Source organism: Shewanella marisflavi, from assembly GCF_023283925.1.
GTDB lineage: Bacteria > Pseudomonadota > Gammaproteobacteria > Enterobacterales > Shewanellaceae > Shewanella > Shewanella marisflavi.
Map to the genome: position 1 here is coordinate 96,679 of NZ_JAKIKX010000006.1, position 16,093 is coordinate 112,771.

Annotated in this window: 13 protein-coding genes; 8 read left to right on the forward strand and 5 right to left on the reverse strand. The window is 48.4% G+C overall.

What is annotated here, in order from left to right; all coding sequences use genetic code 11:
- Positions 1–8: 8 nt before the first annotated feature.
- Entirely contained in the window at positions 9–551 is a 543-nt protein-coding gene (locus tag L2712_RS13245) for a DUF4124 domain-containing protein (protein ID WP_198387091.1), read from the reverse strand.
- Between the two features lie 390 nt (positions 552–941).
- Positions 942–1,406: an Lrp/AsnC family transcriptional regulator gene (locus L2712_RS13250; protein WP_033540729.1), complete on the reverse strand. Its 465-nt coding sequence runs from the start codon at positions 1,404–1,406 to the stop codon at positions 942–944.
- Positions 1,407–1,624: 218 nt separating this feature from the next.
- Here L2712_RS13250 and L2712_RS13255 point away from each other — a divergent pair, with 218 nt between their 5' ends.
- Positions 1,625–2,797, forward strand: a complete 1,173-nt coding sequence (locus L2712_RS13255) for a PrnB family protein (protein ID WP_088905645.1) — start codon at positions 1,625–1,627, stop codon at positions 2,795–2,797.
- Between the two features lie 3 nt (positions 2,798–2,800).
- On the forward strand, positions 2,801–3,913 hold the full coding sequence (locus L2712_RS13260; protein ID WP_248978051.1) for an aminotransferase class V-fold PLP-dependent enzyme: 1,113 nt from the start codon (positions 2,801–2,803) through the stop codon (positions 3,911–3,913).
- 115 nt (positions 3,914–4,028) lie between these two features.
- On the opposite strand, the gene L2712_RS13265 is transcribed toward L2712_RS13260, so the two are convergent.
- The gene (locus L2712_RS13265; protein ID WP_088905643.1) at positions 4,029–4,853 is read right to left on the reverse strand and encodes an N-acetyl-ornithine deacetylase; all 825 of its coding nucleotides are present in this window, start codon (positions 4,851–4,853) and stop codon (positions 4,029–4,031) included.
- Between the two features lie 178 nt (positions 4,854–5,031).
- Positions 5,032–6,441: a glutamate--ammonia ligase gene (gene glnA, locus L2712_RS13270; protein WP_088905642.1), complete on the reverse strand. Its 1,410-nt coding sequence runs from the start codon at positions 6,439–6,441 to the stop codon at positions 5,032–5,034.
- Positions 6,442–6,808: 367 nt separating this feature from the next.
- On the opposite strand from glnA, the gene typA reads away from it, so the two are divergent.
- From typA to L2712_RS13300, 6 genes are all read left to right on the forward strand, one after another.
- Positions 6,809–8,632 carry a translational GTPase TypA gene (gene typA, locus L2712_RS13275; protein ID WP_088905641.1) on the forward strand — a complete coding sequence of 608 codons (1,824 nt, stop codon included), beginning with the start codon at positions 6,809–6,811 and terminating at the stop codon, positions 8,630–8,632.
- 516 nt (positions 8,633–9,148) lie between these two features.
- Positions 9,149–10,051: a hypothetical protein gene (locus tag L2712_RS13280; RefSeq protein ID WP_248978052.1), complete on the forward strand. Its 903-nt coding sequence runs from the start codon at positions 9,149–9,151 to the stop codon at positions 10,049–10,051.
- A gap of 9 nt (positions 10,052–10,060) precedes the next feature.
- Positions 10,061–11,251 (forward strand): BamA/TamA family outer membrane protein, encoded by a 1,191-nt coding sequence (locus L2712_RS13285; protein WP_232479472.1) that lies wholly within the window; start codon positions 10,061–10,063, stop codon positions 11,249–11,251.
- 14 nt (positions 11,252–11,265) lie between these two features.
- Positions 11,266–12,519 carry a DUF4056 domain-containing protein gene (locus L2712_RS13290; protein WP_198387089.1) on the forward strand — a complete coding sequence of 418 codons (1,254 nt, stop codon included), beginning with the start codon at positions 11,266–11,268 and terminating at the stop codon, positions 12,517–12,519.
- A 12-nt stretch (positions 12,520–12,531) separates the two neighbouring features.
- Positions 12,532–13,485, forward strand: coding sequence for a patatin-like phospholipase family protein (locus tag L2712_RS13295; RefSeq protein WP_088905638.1), 954 nt, complete (start codon positions 12,532–12,534; stop codon positions 13,483–13,485).
- A gap of 305 nt (positions 13,486–13,790) precedes the next feature.
- Positions 13,791–15,497, forward strand: coding sequence for a hypothetical protein (locus L2712_RS13300; RefSeq protein WP_198387088.1), 1,707 nt, complete (start codon positions 13,791–13,793; stop codon positions 15,495–15,497).
- A gap of 187 nt (positions 15,498–15,684) precedes the next feature.
- Here the strand turns inward: L2712_RS13300 and L2712_RS13305 are convergent, their stop codons facing one another.
- Entirely contained in the window at positions 15,685–16,092 is a 408-nt protein-coding gene (locus L2712_RS13305) for a glycine zipper family protein (RefSeq protein WP_232479471.1), read from the reverse strand.
- Position 16,093 lies beyond the last annotated feature (1 nt).

A 16,093-nucleotide genomic window follows, 5' to 3' on the forward strand; every position in this document is an offset into this window, starting at 1 on the left:
CTAATTTTTTAACCGCCCCCAAATGGGGTTGCCCTAGGAAGTGCATTTATAGTCGTTCGGTGAAGAAAGACGGTTCTAGGGGGAGTGGATGCAAGTTGTTTGCCGTTTTGTGCCAAGGCCTTGATTTCAAATTTATGTTCGCCGCGATCGACATTTTCCAGACTAAATACGGGAGTCGCCTGAGGCGGGCTCATCACCTTGCCATCCATGAGTAATACCAGCACATGACCGGCCGCCAGATCTGGGGTAATAGAGCCGATCACCGTAATATTGCCGTTATTGTCGCGAATGGTTTCCTCTTCGATGGGGCTGGTGATGCTCATCTTATAGAGTGCCTTGGGCTCCTCCTTAGCGGGGGGAGTGTGTTCGCGCACCACTGGGGGCGGCAGTTTGACCTGATTTTGGGTATTTTCTTTGAATTCGACCTGGGTGGAGTTCTCTACCGGGGTGTCCGAGTAATGTACCTTGCCATCCTTGTCGACCCATTTGTAGATGGCTGCCTGAGCTCCCAGGCTCACTAATAGCAGAGTAAACAGCAGTAACGGGCGCATAAACATTCCTTTTATACCTTGTCTTTGCTACAGATTAGTCGCTTTCGCGGTAAAAAGCATCAGGGCTAGGGCTTGTTGACCTTTCCTGTTTGTTTTTGCTGCCGTTTGTAGTTGATTGGTGCAAGGCAGAGCCTGTGCCGTGTAGTTACGCTACACAAACTGGCGATAACGCAGTAGCAATTGCCTACAAGCGCAGCCCAAGGGGTTCATCTAAACGCGTCTATCTCATTATGAAAGGCTTCCAGCCTTTCACCACCGACTGTTAGAAATCGTTCCAAGCGATTTCTTGGTTGTTTGCCATTCCCATAGTGCAACTATGCGTCATGGCACAGCCCTTGAGCATAACGCGTTGAGATTGAACAAAAATTAAACCTGAAAGATAAACAGGCCCTAAGTTATAGGCAGTTGATGGCGAGAGAAGGTCTGTTTCAGTACCACGGTCGACTCTATGCTGGCGATACACTTAAGGCCGCCCAGAGAGTGTTTGACGAAGCCTTCATATTCCAGCAGATCATGAGCGACTATCTTAAGTAGGTAATCGTAGGCGCCGGTGATCACCGAGCATTCCTGTACCTGAGGTAGACGACTCATCTCCTGTTCAAACTGCTCGCCATAGGTGGCGGAGTTTTCGGTGAGTCGCACAAAGGCATAAACAATGACATTGAGTGCCAGCGCCTTTGGGTCGAGACGGGCGCTGTAACCCTGAATATAGCCGTCCTGTTCCAACTTCTTGATGCGGCGCAGGCAAGGGGTGTCGGACAGGTTGAGCCGGTTGGCCAGTTCGGCGACGGGCAAGCGCCCCTCATCTTGCAATATGCTTAAGATCTGTTTGTCTTTGCTGTCGAGTCGTTTCATTGTCCAAGAGCTTCTTAGTGGGGTGAGTCACAGCCTAATAGCAAGGCTTATCGCTAGATGGCTTATTTAATCTTGTTGGTTATCACTATTTAAAGGTTTATTTTGATCGGAATCCACTAAAATTTCTGTATTTTGGTGATAGATATTGCAGGTTTGCGCTAATGGCTTAATGGTAGCTTATTGAGTCATTATTAAAATAATTAAGAGATAAAAACCCTATGAGTCAAGATGTCGCGGCCTTCGATCACTGGATCAGGCAGGAGTTTGTCGAGATCAACTCGGCGCTGGAGCGCCTCTACATGCAGCAGAGCGATCCCGCTAATGTGGTGGGAATTGGCGACGATCTTAAGGCACGGCTGGAACAGGAAGGGCGCACCCTTATTAAGGCCTTGCTGGACGAGGGCAATACCGATGAGGGCTTCGATGCCGCCTTCGATCTGCTCGGCAATGTTGGCCTCTATATGGCCGCCTGTCGTCGTCACGAGATCACCGAACCGAGCCGTGAAACCAGCTCGCCGCTGCTGGAGGCCTCTGCCCTGGCGATGCATATCGGCGCCTCTATCGGCGTGACCCCGCGCTTTGCCACTGCTCACCTGACCACCCACAATCGCGCGGTGAATGGTCTTTATAAGCGCTTTACCGATCTCGACGATGAGAAACTCTTTGTCGACTACAATACCAAGGGGATTTTGGCCTACAAGCGGGCGGCCGATGCGCTGCTAAAAATCCAACCCCTGGGGATCTCTCATCCTATGACCGCCGAACTCTTGGCCGTGGCCAAGGTAGCACTGGATCAGGTGATCGCCTCAAATCAAACCCTGTTTGAGCGTCTCGATACTCAGGCGTTTTTCAACAGTGTGCGCCCCTACTACAAGCCCTACCGTGTCGGTCAGCAGGTTTATCGCGGCGCCAACGCCGGTGATTTTGCCGGGATCAATGTGATCGATCTGCAGCTGGGTCTCTGCTTCGCCAACGAGGCATCTTACTCTCAGCTGTTGGTGGATAAGTTTCTCTATATGATGCCGGAAGATCAGCGCATCTTGCGCGACTGCATGCGCCGCACCAGCTTGATGGATGAGTTTCTTGCCGCGTGGGAGCAGCGTGATCAGCCTTGGTATCGCGAAAACCTGCAGCAGTTTCTGCAGGTGTGTGATGCCCACGGTCAGGGGGCGATACAGCACCACGACCAGCTGGTGGAAAAGTATATTGCTCAGCCGGCCAAGCAGATGGAAAGCCAACATATCGATAAAGTGACCGCCAGTGGCCCGCCGTTACCTGTACTCTTGGGGGCGCTGGAGAAGCTCAGAGACAGACGTGCCGCCGCCAAGCGCGATGATATTCGTACCCGTTACGACGATATGGCCAAACTTCGTGCCAGCTTAGAGGGGTAATCCATGTACCAGAAAGATTTTGTGATGCCTAAGGCGGTTTATCTGCTGAATCACTCGGTGGGACGGCCGCAGCAGAGCTTGCGTCAGGCGTTCGATGAGCACTTCTTTCTGCCTTGGCAGGGCTCGGGGCGCGAACCATGGGGAGATTGGTTGGCTGTAGTGGAAGATTTTCGCATTCAGCTGGCCAGGCTGTTTAATAGTGATGCAAAGTTGTTTTGTCCTCAGGTCAACCTCTCCAGTGGCCTCACCAAGCTGGTGCAATCTCTGCCCAGACTGACGCGCCCTGGGGCGGTGATCCTGATGAGTGAGAACGATTTTCCCAGTATGGGCTTTGCCTTACGTCAGGCGCTGCCTGAGGCTGAGCTGCGTTTTATTCCTGCCGATCAGGATGTGAGCCTGCTGGAAACTTGGCGGCCCCATCTGAGCGCCGATATCGATCTGGTGTTTATCAGTCATGCCTATTCCAACACGGGGCAGCAGGCGCCACTGGCTGAGCTTTTGCCCCAGGTACGCGCCTTGGGCGCGCTCTCTTTGGTGGATGTGGCCCAGTCTGCCGGAGTATTACCCTTAGATCTTAGCGCCTTGGCGCCCGACTTTTTGTTGGGCTCTAGCGTTAAGTGGCTCTGCGGCGGCCCCGGCGCCGCCTATCTCTGGGTCAATGGTGAACAACTTGCAGCGTGTCAGCCTCGGGATGTGGGGTGGTTTAGCCATGAGAATCCCTTCGAGTTCGATATTCATGACTTTCGCTATCACGATTCGGCGCTTAAGTTTTGGGGCGGTACCCCTTCGGTGGCGCCCTATGCCATGGCTGCCCACAGCATCAGCTACTTTGCCGACTTGGGGAGCGCCAAGGTACGCCAGCATAACCTGATGCAACTTGAGCGCATTTGGGACTTACTTGGCGAGGCAGTGCGTTCTCCCAGGGTGGCTTCTCGTTGCAGCGGCACCGCCATTTTGCACTTTGGCGAGAGGCAGTCGCAGGTGCTAGAGGCGCTCACTCAGGCCAACATCAGCTTGGATGTGCGCCAGCAAGGGATGCGTATCTCGCCCCATATCTATAATGGTGAGCAGGATATGCAGATCTTGTTGGAGGCCTTGAGCCCCTTCAGTGGTTAGCCGGCGGGGTTATCAAAGATAAGGGTTAACAAAAAAGCCAGGCTCTAGGGCCTGGCTTTTGTATCAGAGACAGTGTCTCGTCCTGAAATGTTTTTAGCGCTTTGCTAATGTTTTTCTAACGCTTCGCTAATGTCAGCTCGACGAAACGTTTGATGATGGCGGCATTGGCCAAAATGCGCTGATCGAAACTTTGCTTGCCTGGGGTTTCACTACACACGCCGACGCTAGCGCCCAGACGAACCAGGAAGGCTTCGAAGGAGAGGTCGAAATGGTTGAAGATGATGCCATCTTTTACCGGGCAATCATCGATCAGTCCGTCCTGGGCGATAGGGAAATAGTGTCCTAGGGCGTCGCGCAGTTCACGGCTGAATTGGCCGGGTTGCTGATTGGCCTCGAAAGAGTAGATGTAGGTGTCATTCATTAGCACATCTTCATGGCAGGTCAGTATGCCATCTTTACTGGCGGCGGCCAGCAGCTGTGAGTGCGCCAGTAAGATCTCACCCTCGCTTGAGGTATCTTGGTTGCTACGGCCACGACCATTTTCCAGCACGAACCCACGATTAGGGTTTTGCCCCTGCTTATTAAATCTGTGTCCTCGCTTGAAACCTGTGGGGTTTACCAGAGGCAGTAGGCTGAGATTGAGCTGACTAAAGAGTTCGGGTTCCAGCTCGTTGAGAAAGTAGAGCAGACCCCAAGGGCCGGCAGCCTCTTCACCGTGAAAGCCTGCGCTGATCAGGATAGAAGGCTGATCGGCTTTCTGCGCTGGTGATTGATACAGTTCCAGTGGGTGTGGCCCGGCATCGCCCAGTTTTCGCGCCTGTAGACCCAGTCGGCTGGTCTGCTCAGACAGGCGGGCATAAAAGGTGCTGATTTCATTGCTTTGACAACTGAAAATATCACTGTGCCAGGTAAAAGACTGGAAGGGATCACGGCTAGACATAATGGATTCTAAGGTAATTGTTGGGCGTGATCATGATAGCAGTTTGGTCATAAAGATAAATCAATTTTGTGGTGCTTGTCAGGTGGTTAAGCCGATAGCATCTCTTGGTAAATAGGCATAAAAAAGCCGCCTTAAGCGGCGGCTTCTTCAAGCGATAATCCTATCTTACAGGAAAGGATTACAGGCTGTAGTACAGCTCGAACTCAGCTGGGTGAGTCGTGCGAGATACTTTCTCGGCTTCAGCAGTCTTCAGTGCAATGTAAGAATCGATGAAGTCATTGCTGAATACGCCGCCACGAGTCAAGAACTCACGGTCTGCATCCAGGTTCTCTAGTGCGTTCTCAAGAGAGGTCGCAACCTGTGGGATCTCTGCCGCTTCTTCAGCTGGTAGGTCGTACAGATCCTTGTCCATAGCTTCACCTGGGTGGATCTTGTTCTGGATACCGTCAAGACCAGCCATTAGCAGTGCCGCAAACGCCAGGTATGGGTTAGCCGTTGGATCTGGGAAGCGAGTCTCGATACGACGAGCCTTAGGGCTTGGTACTACTGGGATACGGATAGACGCAGAGCGGTTACGTGCCGAGTAGGCCAGCATGACAGGTGCTTCGAAGTGAGGTACTAGACGCTTGTACGAGTTAGTGCTTGGGTTAGTAAAGGCGTTCAGCGCGCGAGCGTGCTTGATGATACCGCCGATGTAGTAAAGTGCTGTCTCGCTCAGACCGGCATACTTGTCGCCAGAGAAGAGGTTAACACCGTCTTTTGCCAGAGATTGGTGAACGTGCATACCGCTACCGTTGTCGCCAACGATTGGCTTAGGCATGAAGGTTGCTGTTTTGCCGTAAGCGTGGGCCATGTTGTGAACCACATACTTAAGGATCTGGATTTCATCGGCTTTTTCAGTCAGCTTGTTGAAGCGAGTTGCGATCTCGTTCTGACCGGCAGTCGCCACTTCGTGGTGATGCGCTTCAACTACTTGACCCATCTCTTCCAGTACCAGACACATGGCGCTACGAAGATCTTGTGAAGAGTCAACCGGTGCTACTGGGAAGTAACCACCTTTAACGAATGGGCGGTGACCAGTGTTACCGTCGTCATAGTGAGTACCTGAGTTCCAAGCCGCTTCTTTAGCGTCTAGCTTAACGAAACAGCCAGACATGTCTGTGCCGAATTTAACGTCGTCGAACAGGAAGAACTCTGGCTCAGGACCAATCAATACGGTATCGGCGATACCAGTAGAGACCAGGTACTCTTCGGCTTTCTTAGCGATAGAGCGTGGGTCACGGTCATAACCAGTCATAGTGCCTGGCTCAAGAATGTCACAACGGATCAGCGCTGTGGTTTCTTCGGTGAACGGGTCAAGTACGAAGGTCGTTGGGTCTGGCATCAGTACCATGTCTGATTCGTTAATGCCTTTCCAGCCAGCAATAGATGAACCATCGAACATTTTACCGTCTTCAAAGAAATCGGCATCAACCTGATGAGTAGGGATAGAAACGTGCTGCTCTTTACCTTTAGTATCGGTAAAACGCAAATCAACAAACTTAACTTCAAGTTCTTCTAGTTGTTGTAAAACTGATTCAACTGACATTCTAAAGTCTCCGAGTAGAGTAGAGGGGATGCCCTTCTTATATCATTCAACGTTGCGACCAACGCGGTTATGGCATGAGTATAGCTAGACTCATGCCAAAAGTTTAAAGTATTGATTTTTATAGGAACAATAAAGATGGTCAGTGACGGGAATCGCACGTTTGCACCATTAAGGTGCATTGCTTGCACCCTGCTGGTGCGGTCACCAAGATGGTGCGCACCAAGATAAACCTGACTATTCATGCTGACTAAAAAATAATCCTGTGCGAGAGCCCTCTGCTAGAGTAGAATGGCACGTTTTTTATTGCAACAGCTATTATTAGAGCTGTTATCAATACCCTATTTTTTTGATGGTAAGAGGTTTATCCGTGTTAGAGAATTTACGTAACATCGCCATTATTGCGCACGTTGACCATGGTAAAACGACCCTGGTTGATAAGTTGCTGGCACAGTCTGGAACCCTTGAGACTCGAGGAGAGGCCGCTGAGCGGGTGATGGATTCCAACGATCTTGAGAAGGAGCGTGGAATCACGATTCTGGCGAAAAATACTGCCATCAAGTGGAACGATTATCGTATTAATATCGTTGATACCCCAGGTCACGCCGACTTCGGTGGTGAGGTTGAACGTGTACTTTCTATGGTTGACTGTGTGTTACTGCTAGTTGATGCGGTCGATGGTCCAATGCCACAGACACGTTTCGTGACCAAGAAAGCTTTCGCACAGGGCCTTAAGCCTATCGTAGTGATCAACAAAATCGACCGTCCAGGCGCGCGCCCTGATTGGGTTATCGACCAGGTATTCGATCTGTTCGACAACTTAGGTGCAACCGACGAGCAGCTGGACTTCCCGATCGTATACGCCTCTGCACTCAACGGTTTCGCGACTCTGGATCCTGAAGACACAGGTACCGACATGACACCGCTGTTCGAAACCATCGTTGAGAAGGTTTCTTCACCGGATGCTGATGCCGAAGGTGCTTTCCAGATGCAGATCTCTCAGCTGGACTACAACTCATATGTAGGCGTTATCGGCGTTGGCCGTATCAAGCGTGGTAGCGTCAAGGTAAACCAACAGGTTACTGTTGTGTGTGCCGATGGTAAGACTCGTAACGGTAAGATTGGCCAGGTTCTGGGTTACATGGGTCTGGATCGTCACGAAGTGACTGAAGCTAATGCTGGCGACATCGTAGCAATTAACGGTCTGGGTGAACTGAAGATCTCTGACACAGTATGTGCCGTAGGCAGCGCTGAAGCCTTGCCGCCTCTTTCTGTGGACGAGCCAACACTGACCATGACTTTCCAGGTCAACACCTCTCCATTTGCAGGTAAAGAAGGTAAGTACGTGACATCACGTAACATTCTTGAGCGTCTGCAGCAGGAGCTGATACACAACGTGGCACTGCGCGTCGAAGAAACTGACAGCCCAGACCGTTTCCGCGTATCGGGCCGTGGTGAGCTTCACCTGTCTATCCTGATCGAAAACATGCGTCGTGAAGGCTACGAGCTAGCGGTTTCACGTCCAGAAGTGATCATCAAAGATATCGACGGCGAGAAGTGCGAGCCATTTGAAACTCTGACCGTGGATGTTGAAGAAGAACACCAAGGTGCGGTGATCGAGAAGCTAGGTACTCGTAAGGCCGACATGCGTGACATGCAGCCAGACGGTAAGGGTCGTGTACGTATCGATTTCATCATTCCTAGCCGTGGTCTAATCGGTTTCCAAACCGAGTTCATGACAGCCACTTCGGGTACGGGTCTTATCTACCACTCATTTGACCATTACGGTCCAGTGAAGGGCGGTGACATTGGTCAGCGTCAAAACGGTGTGTTGATCTCTAACGCTACTGGTAAGGCACTAACCTTTGCTCTGTTCGGTCTGCAAGACCGTGGTCGTCTGATGATTGGTCACGCTGCCGAGGTTTATGAAGGCCAGGTAGTGGGTATCCACTCTCGTGCTAACGATCTGACAGTGAACTGTCTGAAAGGTAAGCAGCTGACTAACATGCGCGCCTCTGGTACCGACGAAGCTCAGGTACTGACACCGCATATTCAGATGACCCTTGAGCAGGCGCTTGAGTTTATCGATGACGACGAATTGGTAGAAGTGACCCCGCTAAGCATTCGTGTGCGTAAGCGTCACCTGACCGAAAACGATCGTAAGCGTGCTAGCCGCGCCTCAAAAGACGCTTAATTTGGGTTTGCACCATAAGGGTGCAACTTAAGTTACTAGCCCCGGACATGAATGTGTCTGGGGCTTTTTTATGCTGGCCTAGAATGATTGCTTATTAAGGTCATTATGATTTTGTTGGCCATATGCCTGTAAAACACCCATGCTAGCTTTTCAGCTTGTTCGCCTTGGTCACTGAAGGTAACAGGTGGTAAGGGCTCGGTCAGTCTGGCGTATTTATTTTGGATAAGAAAATAGCAATATCGCTGAATACCTAGGCTTTTTTGCTATCCTTCTAGGGGGAGAGAGTTTGTTAGTAAAGCTGGCGCCTTGAATTTACCGCTATCTTGAGAGGTGCGCTGCAAAGACATAGCATCATCACTGTTTCAATCGCTAAGTGTGCGATACTTGAGCTAAATACTGATCGCCAAGTCTGTATGACATCGACAAAAGTCATGTTTGCTTCTGGCAGAGTTTAATGAATATCAATAATAATTTGTATGCTTCAGTTGTCAGAGGTGTATCTTTAGGAGGAATATCATGGTGCCGATAAAGGTTTTACTGTCTTTACTTGTCTTCTTTGCCCCATTGAGTGTTGCCCAGCAATCATTTTTTCCCATTTGGGGGGAGGAAGCAGAGGCGCGCGGTTATACCCTACCAAAACCTTATGGTATTTCACTTTCTTATATGGATATGAGCAATCCTGTTACGGTCAATAGCATTGATCTGACGGGGCATCCGGTACTCGAAGCCATAGATATCGACGCCACACATGCTGATTTTAAAGGGTCAAATGTTACGCTGCGAGGCGATGTGTGGATTTTTCCATTTATGAATCTATACGGCATTATTGGTTACACCGAAGGAACCAGTACCGCTAACATTACTTCTTTGCATTGTGACGCCACATCGGTGCCTGGTATTGGCAATAAAGCCTTATGCCTACTGCTCGATACTGCAGGAGCCAATTTGCCGGATAACGCTACTTTTCAATTGGATATGGATGGTGGAACCTATGGTATAGGCACTACCTTGGCAGGTGGCGTAGGCAATTGGTTTGCTTTGGTAGACATTAACTACACCTACACCAGTATTGCCGCCATTAATGGCAATATTAAAACCTTAGTGGGGGCTCCTCGCGTAGGCTACCGTTGGGAGTTCGACGGCGGTCGTGAGTTGAGGGTGTTTGTGGGCGCCATGTATCAAGATGTTCAGCAAGAATTATCCGGTGATCTGAAAAGTTTAAATCTTCCGCCACAGGTGGTGGACTTGATCGATACACTAAGTCCTGAAGCGGGCTTTGCCGTTAGCCAAAGTGCAGATGAAAACTGGAATGGTATCTTAGGTTTCCAATATGCCTTTAATCGCGATTGGGATATCTTAATGGAGGCTGGATTTGGTGAGCGTGAGACCCTCTTTATAGCACTGGGACGTCGATTTTAAGGTGCTGATATGATTAAAAAAGTAATGCTTGTTATTAGCTTGTCCATATTCACATCAAGCATGAGCTTTGTTGCAGCCAGTGAGGAGCCAACAGAAGAACCTGAGTTGACTCTGTATCAGAAATACCAGAATTGGCTAGAGAAATTTTTGTTGGAGTTAGGTGCCGATGGTCAGTTTAACCCAGAAAAGGGCGTTGACTGGAGTGTGATGCCGGGACCTTTCTATACACCAGAGAAGAAGTTCGGTATCGGCGTGTCGGCGGTTGGTTTATACAAGCTAGATCTCAATGATGCGGTCTCTCAGCCAAGTTCAATAACCATTAATGGTTTCGGCTCAATCAATGGTGCCTATGGCGTATCTGTGCGCAATGCAAACTACCTGATCAATGATAAATACCGCCTGTTTGCCGATGTAGAATTAACGGATTCCCCTGATGTCTTTCATGGACTGGGCATTGATGCTGGCAAGCACAATGGCCGTGTCGATTATGATCGCCGTACCTATTCTGCCGGAGTGACGGGAATGGCGAGGATATTCCCTTATACCTACTTAGGCCTAGGGATGACATTCTCCCATAATGAGGCCGCTAACATTGAGCTCCAGCAGGTCGAGTTACCCTGGCTTGGCGATGGCATTGCCCAGTTTCCTGAAACACAGAATAACCTTGGCGGTTTAGTTAGCGTGACCTACGATTCAAGAGATTTTGCGCTTAATGCGTCGAAAGGGCGATTGGTTGAGCTTGAGTATCATAATTTCAGTACAGCGTTAGGCTCAGACAATGATTTTGAACGTGTAAAGTTGAATTACAGCGAATACTACACTTTGTCAGTGGTTCCCGGTGTGCTCGCTTGGCAGTTGCGCGCAGAGTCTAATTTTGGCGAGGTCAGCTGGGATCAGATGGCATTATTAGGTGGGGCCGGAGCTTTACGTGGTTACGAACAAGGCCAATACCGAGATAAGAACATGCTTATCTCTCAGTTGGAGTATCGTCAGCCAATAACCGGCCGCCATGGAATGGTGTACTGGTTAGGGGCGGGTACCTTGGCCGATGAGTTTGATCATTTAGGTCAAGACAGTTGGCTCTATACTGTTGGCCTTGGCTATCGATTTGAGATTAAGCAAAGAGTCAATTTGCGATTGGATATGGGCTTTGGTAATGACCAGAGTGGTTTTTATTTTGCCATTAACGAAGCGTTTTAATAGATATGAACCGTATGTTTTTACGTTATTTTTATGCACTGAGTGCATGTTATCTACTCGCGGGCTGTGCGGCTAACAGTTGGCAAATTCATTCTGAGCCGACGTCAGATGAGGTGGCAGAAATGCTGACCGTCGAGCAACCGGCGACTAAACGTTGGAATATGACTGGCTCCAACTTGCCGCAGTTAACCGTGCCTCAAAATGTGCGTCCCTGCTGTGCATTTGGTGATATGCAGAAGGTTAATCTTGGGTCTGTTCCCATCCCTTTTTTCAGACTGCGTAATGTTGTGGGACTTGAGCATATCGGTCCACATAAGTTTGCAAGCGGTATCTATCATTACACACCTTCCTCGTCATCGGCACTCGGCCATGGTGGCGGTGAAAGCAACGGCATTTTATATTCGGCGAAAGGCGGTTTTATCGACCTGGCGCATGTACGCGATACCGCTGATGACACGATAGGCTTATTTTTCGAAATACTGAGCAATTTAGGAAATGACCATCGTATCGAGCTGCCCGCCGAGCTTGGGCCTAGATATATCGAAATGAAGGCTTTCGATGTGTTGCGACTCAACGATGAGCAAAAATGGCTAGTGGCGGCACACTTGGCTGCACGTCTAGCGTATTTTAAAGCTGAGTCTCACGAGATCGCGCAGTGGCATGGATATGCGAGCTTTTCTGGGTGGCCAGAAACCATTTCGGCATACTCGCTCGAAGATCTCTATTCCAATATGTTGGGCGCCAAGATTACGCTTAATTTAATCAAGCAACATAAAGTCTTAAGTGAAACCGATTACAACCAAAACGCCAGCTTGTGGCTAAATGCGACCTTAAAAGAGCTGGGAATTGTCGAGAAGGCTGAGTCTAAGGCCGTGTTGGCGGCGGTAGATGGGATATGGTGGAACTCGCAGGAGCCGATCCCAAATAAGTATATGGTTTTACAGCGTCACTACGACCTTGGCGATCGTCAGGTTCCCTATCTACTGCCTAAGGCATTGGCGGACCAGTATCCTGACTTGCAGCATCTTGCCGATGCATCACCGACAGTGATCTCCTTACCTGCCAATGTGGAGTCGGTTGAATTAGATGATGTTGCAAAGCTAGTGCTAGAGATAGATGCGAGCTATGCAGAGACCTTTAACCATATTCCCGCGGCAATCTGGTCTACGCGAATTGAACATCCACAGTTTCCTGTGATTGCACAATATGCCAAAGAGCAGGACAGCAAAGACCTGGAGATGCTGAAAACTGATGATACAGAGAACTAATACTGAGAACTTATGATGAGTAATGCTCCAGTTTGGCAACAGATGTACAAAGGACTCATTGTCGCTTTGTTGTGTGTGGGAACATATGGATGCTCGAGTGTAAATCAATATGACGAGCTTACAGCCCAAGAGATTAAGCTGCCTGCTGTGTCGGTTACACCCATTGAAGAGCAAGCCTCTATAGCGCATAAACCTAAGCTGGCAATCGCCTTTGGCGGCGGTGCAGCGCGCGGCTTAGTGCATCTTGGCGTCATTAAGGCGCTTGAAGAAGCGGGAATTAAAGCCGATATCGTCACCGGGACATCTATCGGTTCAATTGCGGCGGCGCTTTACAGTAGTAATGAATACGCCGACATAGAACGTAAAATATTCGAATTCAACGAACACGACATTATCGATATCAATTTTTCGGGTGCAGGTCTGTTAAAAGGCAAGGCGTTGGCTGAGTGGGTCAATAAGCAGACTGGCTATGATGATATTCAAGAGCTGCCCATCACCACAGGTATTGTCGCCACCAACTTAACTCAGCACAAAGCGGTAGTGTTTACAGCTGGTGATATAGGCCAGGCGGTACAAACATCATCGAGCGTGCCCGGCGCCTTTGTACCGATTTATCACCATGGCGATATTCTGGTTGATGGTGGAGTGCTTTCACTGGTTCCCGTATACGCTGCTCGGCAGCTGGGGGCCGATATCGTTATCGGTATCGATGTCTTTTGCAGTATACCGCCTCCACTGGACTACAGTGCAATAGATGCGATGACCAACACCTTTTGGCTTCAAAGCTGTATTATCGCTAAAGATGAACTCCACAGCGCAGATATCGTGTTAGTGCCAACGGCTCCAGACCCTAGCTTAGTTAATTTTGGTGATGAAGAAACACGCAGGGAAGCCCTGCAGGTGGGTTATGAAGCGATGCAAGCGCAATTGCCCGAACTTAAGTTGAAATTGAATCGTTCACATTAATATCAATTTAGTTTCTTCTTTTACTGTTAGCTGTATCACTTCACCTGCAATCGATTGGTGAGAAGATCTCTTTATCCTCTAAAAGAGCAACATTTCATCGCTTGGTTAGCACCTTGAACTGATACTTTATATCGTTCTTGAAAAGTCTTTGTTCATTTATGCGGATTTCACCAATCTGTTGTAATTGTTGATGCAATGTATCTATGAGCGATCTACAATTAGTTGGCATACCAATATTAAGTTATTGATTATGAAAAATGTTTCTCTCACACCATCATTTATTAGTTAACAGGGAGATGTAGACTTTGGCTAACTTTATCTGCTTAATCTATCAGCGTGTTCAATGTGCATTGATGAGTAAAAATGGCATTCGAGCGTTTGCCATAGTCTTGGGTTACTTCGCATTGCCGTATTCAACAGCGACTGCAGAAACCGTTTTCGAACAATATGGCATACCTAACCATTTGCCTAAATATGGCATCAGCTCTCTGACGCAGGGAGATCATATTGTTGAGCATGTTGAGAAGATCACCACAATTGATGGTGAAGCCGCTAAATCCTCTTTCTATTTAGTTCAGACAACCAATGAGAAGGGTGTGATTGATCTGAGAGTAAAATATTTTCCGGATCAACTTTCCCAAGATGAAGACGGCCTTTCCCTAGTCGATGATGGCGATGTAATTGACTCAATAGAATATCTGTCACGAACTGAATATAAGTTACGTCAGTATGCCGATAATTATGATGCTGCTTCTATCGTGGTTAAAGATATTGATGATAGAACGGCAATTGTGAGTTTCAATTACTCAAAATATGCGCTGCCTCAAGATGTTGCTTACTTTCGTTTTATGAAAGTCAATATTCATGTGGTTGATCGTCAACCGCAAAAAATGGTTGTCGTGAATTCAGCGCCATTCGAGTATGGACGCTATAACATCAGTGATTATCATCAAGAGATCATCTTCGACAAACTAAGTGATGGTTCCCTGTACGTCAAAACAAAATCGGTCATTGCCGAGGGTACCTTTAAAGGCAAACCCGCAAAACTGGAAGTGACCACAACACCTGTGGTTTTCTATGATGATGTGACTGGTATCGAAGTGAAGAATGAGGAGCTGTTTAAAGTCGTCTCCGATCCCCGTATTCGAGAGCAAAAAATAGCACTCGATCGAACCTTCCCTTTGATGGCCGATCTCGTTCGAAAGCAGGGTATTGATCTACCGCTTCCCTATGGCATCTCTATAGCGTACCGCAATCAAACGATGGATTTAGGTTTTGATACCTTCAATCTAGGCCTGGGCAAACTTGGCTATCAAAACTTAGATAAAGACTTTGACCCAAGTAAAAGCTTTGCTTCTGTAACGGCAGAGAGTGTTTCGCTTCGTGGTGATGTGTTTATTTTACCCTTTTGGAACGTTTATGCTTTGCTAGGCAAGATCAAGGTGCGGGCAGATATCGATGCGCAGTACACAGCAGCGACGATGAATGAGATCCGTGATCGTCTTAATGGGGATTTTTTGAAACTGGGTGACGCATTGTGTGAGTCCCTGGCCGATGATGGACTCCCCTTGTGTGATGAGACTCGGTTAGGCATTCCTCTGGAGTTGGATTACGATTTAGTGGGTGTAGGTACCACCTTAGCGATTGGCTATCGGGAATTCTTTGCCACATTAAATGCTACCGTTTCTAAGACGCGTTTAGAGGGCCAGAGCTCATGGGGAGACTCCTTATTGGTGGTACAACCTATGATTGGCTACCAGTTGGTAGACTACCGAGCGCAAATTTTGGTAGGTGCGGAATATCAAGGAATCGACTCTCGTCTTAACGGTAACTTAGGTTACGTGGAGGCATTAGAAGGTGATTTTGAATATGATGTGGGTGTAAAAATAAATGAGTGGGCTTATTTGGTTGGCTTCAACAAGCAAATCGGCCGACACTATAACATTACAGCACTGTATAACTTTGGTGAAACCCGTGATGCTGTAACGGTCAGCTTTGGCTATCGCTTCTAAAGGCTATCCTTCTGGATTGTCTTCAAGCAGCGTCAGAGATTATTCTGGCGCTGTTTCATTCAGGCTTATAGATAACCTCTTCGTCAGCGTGTTACTCAACGTCGCATTTAGTCGATTTATCTACTCATAGAGATCGCTGTTTGCAGATCCCTATGAATCAGGTTGATAAATAGAACAATGAGGTGCATTAGTTCAGTACAGTATAACCTCTGCCTACCATGCAGTTACGCATGACATTTTGCGTTTGCTGCTCAAAATTCTGTTCCGCTCGACGTTTTTCTGCCCCATGTTTTAAGGCGCCACCAATAATACCTATCCCTGCGCCAGTTTTTGCACCATTAGAGCCGCTTCCACCAGATATTGCACCGCCAGCCGCGCCGATTGCCGCCCCTTTCGCGGCAGAGCCCAGCAGGTCATGGCCTAAAGACTTTGATTCAGAATGCTCTATTTGCTGACTAAGCTGTTCACATTCATACATATCAGCATGATATTGGTTGGTATCAACATTTTTTGTGTCGACTATGATATTGGCATGAGTGTAGGCAGAGACTGATAGTAGTAGTGTTGCACTCATTAACAAGGTTTTTCTGTTCATA